This is a genomic window from Burkholderia sp. E168m23 (genome assembly GCF_016586125.1).
Lineage (GTDB): Bacteria > Pseudomonadota > Gammaproteobacteria > Burkholderiales > Burkholderiaceae > Burkholderia > Burkholderia orbicola.
This window is the reverse complement of record NZ_BCPP01000739.1, coordinates 1-3,655: the sequence shown is the minus strand read 5'-3', so window position 1 is coordinate 3,655 and position 3,655 is coordinate 1. Positions and strand designations below refer to the sequence as shown.

Annotated in this window: 4 protein-coding genes; 2 read left to right on the top strand and 2 right to left on the bottom strand. The window is 66.7% G+C overall.

Going from position 1 to position 3,655, the window contains the following annotated elements:
- On the bottom strand, positions 1 to 978 hold a 978-nt coding region (gene egtB / locus JMF90_RS28605; RefSeq protein ID WP_201325733.1), incomplete at its 3' end, for an ergothioneine biosynthesis protein EgtB.
- Positions 979 to 1,558: 580 nt separating this feature from the next.
- Here egtB and JMF90_RS28600 point away from each other — a divergent pair.
- Together JMF90_RS28600 and JMF90_RS28595 are read left to right on the top strand one after the other, a co-directional pair.
- Positions 1,559 to 2,035, top strand: coding sequence for a carboxymuconolactone decarboxylase family protein (locus JMF90_RS28600; protein WP_201316662.1), 477 nt, complete (start codon positions 1,559 to 1,561; stop codon positions 2,033 to 2,035).
- Entirely contained in the window at positions 2,035 to 2,916 is an 882-nt protein-coding gene (locus JMF90_RS28595; protein ID WP_201316661.1) for a sigma-70 family RNA polymerase sigma factor, read from the top strand. Before JMF90_RS28600 ends, JMF90_RS28595 begins: the two co-directional genes overlap by 1 nt.
- A 101-nt stretch (positions 2,917 to 3,017) precedes the next feature.
- Here the strand turns inward: JMF90_RS28595 and JMF90_RS28590 are convergent, their stop codons facing one another.
- Positions 3,018 to 3,533, bottom strand: a complete 516-nt coding sequence (locus tag JMF90_RS28590) for a DUF2628 domain-containing protein (protein WP_201316660.1) — start codon at positions 3,531 to 3,533, stop codon at positions 3,018 to 3,020.
- Positions 3,534 to 3,655: the final 122 nt, after the last annotated feature.

Genomic DNA, 3,655 nt, shown 5'->3' with positions numbered 1-3,655 from the left:
GGCCGCGAACGCGGTTTCCCATTCGAATTCGGTCGGCAGCCGCGCGCCGGCCCATTCCGCATACGCGGCCGCTTCGTAAAAGCTCACGTGGCACACCGGCGCGTCGGGCGCGAGCGGCTCGACGCCATGCAGGCCGAACGTGCGCCGTACGCGCGTGGCGGCCGCATCGTCGTCGTCCGGCATCCAGTACGCGGGCCCTTGCCACCCTTCCCGCTGCACCGTGGCCCAGCCGTCGGACAGCCAGAACTCGGGCCGCGTATAGCCGCCGTCGGCGATGAACGCCGCGAATTCCGCATTCGTCACCAGGCGGTTCGCGATCTCGTACGGCCGCACGAGCGCGGTGTGGCGCGGCCGTTCGTTGTCGAACGAGAACGCATCGCCATCGTGGCCGATCTCGACGAGCCCGCCCGGCTGATGCAGCCAGCGCAACGGGCCGGCGTCGCCCGCGGCGAGCGCGCATCCGGCTTCGTCGCCGGTGCGCGGCCGGAATGCCGGCCGCAGCGGGTTGCACGAGAACGCATGCAGCATGTCGGTGACGATCAGCTCCTGATGCTGCTGCTCGTGATGCAGGCCGAGCACGAGCTCGGGCGCGATCGCGTCGAGCAGTGCCGCGTCGGCGCCGGCCAGCGCGCGCAGCATCGCGTCATCGACGTATTGCCGGTACGCATGCACCTCGTCCAGCGACGGACGCGTGAGCAGCCCGCGCTGCGGCCGCGGATGGCGCGGGCCGAGCGCTTCGTAATAGGAATTGAAGAGGAACTGGAAGGCGTCGTCGAACGGCGCGTAGCCCGGCACGCGGCGCATCAGCACGACGGTTTCGAAGAACCAGGTCGTATGCGCGAGATGCCATTTGGTCGGACTCGCGTCGGGCATCGACTGCACGGCCTGGTCTTCGGCGGACAGCGTCGCGGTCAACGCGATGCTATGGGCGCGCACGTCCTGGTAACGGCGCTGAAGCTGGGATGCAAGGAGGCTCATCGGTTTACCGTTCACGTCGCGATTCGCTGCGTTGCGTTGCCGGAAAAGGGAAAGCCTTGCGCTCGAATGCGCGCGGCTGACGTGCGATTTGCTGCTGCGTCGTCGGGCAGCCGGCGCGCGCGCCGGGCCGCGGATGCGGCGTCACTTCGTCTGCCCGTGCAGAACAGTATGGTCCAGAAATGTGAACGTCGCGAATCGGATTTCCAGTGAAACGAATGTGAAAGAAAAATGAAAGCATGTGTGGTGTGGGCATCGCGCGTGTAACGAACCGTCGACGCCCGTCGTGGCGCGGTTTGGCCCCGGATGCAATGCGCGTGCCCGCGGCTGCGTGCTACTGACGTCCGGTGACAGCCGCCCGGCGTGCGTGAAAGGTCGATGGCGCGCGTTCGTCGAAGGAGCAGCCTTATGCAGCCGATTCGTCAGTCGATATCGCGTCCTTCCTGGCGCCCTGCCTGGCGGCTCTGCCCTTCGCTTTCCGCCGCGCACTTCCCCGTTTCCGAAAAATTTTTCGCGTCGATGTCACACGCGCGGGGTGTTGGCTCGTCATATCAGCGGAACTCACACGAAAGGAGAAGGAACCATGACTGCGAAACTCAATCCGTTTGCCGCCGCCCCCGCGCTGATGAAGAGCTGGATGACCGTGTCGGTCGCCGCGGCCGGGAGCCTCGAGCCGACGCTGATCGAGCTGGTCAAGATCCGCGCGTCGCAGATCAACGCGTGCGCGAACTGCCTTAACATGCACACCGTCGAGGCGCGCGAGCAAGGCGAGACCGAGCAGCGCATCTACCTGCTGTCCGCGTGGCGCGACGCGCCCTGCTACACCGACCGCGAGCGCGCGGCGCTCGGCTGGACCGAGGCGCTCACGCGGCTGTCGGAGGGCCATGCGGCGCACGAAGCGGCCTACGCGGCGCTGAACGACCATTTCAGCGAGGAAGAACAGGTGAAACTCACGGTGATGATCAACGTGATCAACGGCTGGAACCGGCTCGCCGTCGGCTTCGGGCTGTGGGTCGACCCGGCCGACGCGAAGGCCGCCGCCGCGAAGATGGTGGCTTGATGCCGAACCTCGATCCGGCCAGCCGCCGCGCCGAAGAACAAGCCGACGCGGCGGCGAGCTTCGATCCGCTGCGTCGCACGCTGATCCGCGTCGCGTACCGGATGCTCGGTTCCGTCGCGGATGCCGAGGACATGGTGCAGGACGCGTTCATCCGCTGGATGGACGTCGACCGTACCGAGGTGCGCGTGCCCGAGGCGTTCCTGCGCCGCATGGTGATGCGCATGTGCCTCGACCAGTTGAAATCCGCGCGGCACCAGCGCGAGACCTATATCGGCCCGTGGCTGCCCGAGCCGGTCGTCGAGGAAGACGAACCGGACGACGTCACGCTGCCGCTGCTGCTCGCGCTCGAACGGCTCTCGCCGCTCGAACGCGCGGCGTTTCTGCTGCACGACGTGTTCGGCCTCGAATTCGACGAAATCGCCACGACGATCCAGCGCGACCCGGCCGCGTGCCGGCAGCTCGCCGCGCGAGCCCGCACGCACGTGCGCGAGGCGCGACCGCGTTTTCATGTCGAGAAGCAGCGCGGGATCGAACTGGCCGAAGCGTTCTTCGCGGCGTCACGCAGCGGCGACATGCGCACGCTCGGCGCGATGCTCGCCGAGGACGTGAGCCTGCATTCCGATGGCGGCGGCAAGCGCACGGCGGCCGGCAAACCGGTATTCGGCTTCGAGCTCGTGATGCGGGTGCATGCGTACCTGGCCGAGCTGTTTGCGACGCATGCGTCGAAGCTCGTGCGGGCCGGGTTCATCAACGGGCTGCCGGGGTTCGTCACGCTGGAAGCCGACGGTGAGCTGCAGACGACTGCGCTCGAGATCGACGACGGTAAGATCGTCGCGATCTATGTCGTGCGGAATCCTGACAAATTGAAGCATCTGCATTGAAGGCCGCGCGAGCATGCGCCGTGTGCCGTGTAAATGCATGGCGACGGCGCCGTCCGCCCTCTTCTTTCTGCCCTGCGTTTGCCGATCGCCGGCTACCGCGATCAGTACATCGCGCCTCCGGCGTTGCCCATCATGAACAGCAGTACGCCGAGCAGCGGCGTCGCGACGGCGAAACCGGCCGCCGCCAGCCAGTTCGTGCCGCCTTGCGCCTCGAGCAGCGCGAGAAACGATTCGCGAGATGTCGCGTTCGGGCGCAGTTTTTCGATCTGGCGCTCGACGTGCCGCTTGTAGAGGCCGTTCCCGTACCAGCCGAGCGACACCGCGATCGCGATCGTGGCCGGGTCGAGCACGCTCGATTCGAAGTATCCCGGGAAGTACAGCAATTCGACCAGCGTGATGCCGAGCGTGACGGCGAGCACGGCGGCCGCCTGCCAGTACATGCATCGATACGCCAACCAGACCGGGCCGAGGAAGCACGCGGCCCAGTTCCACGACTGCCGGCTCTTGCGCGAGTCGGCGATCGCCCATTTTCGTTCGAACCAGGCGGCGTTCTTGCCGACGTAAGCGGCGATTTCGTCGTTGCTCGCGGACGATGCGGCGGTCGTGGCCTCGGACATGATCGTGTGCTCTCAGTCGCGCGGATCGCGCGTCGTTGTTCTGATGCGATGGAAATCGGGCGACGGGCGAAGCGGCCACGTCGATGCGCAGACGATTCTACGCGCCGTGCAGCGGCAGTTGT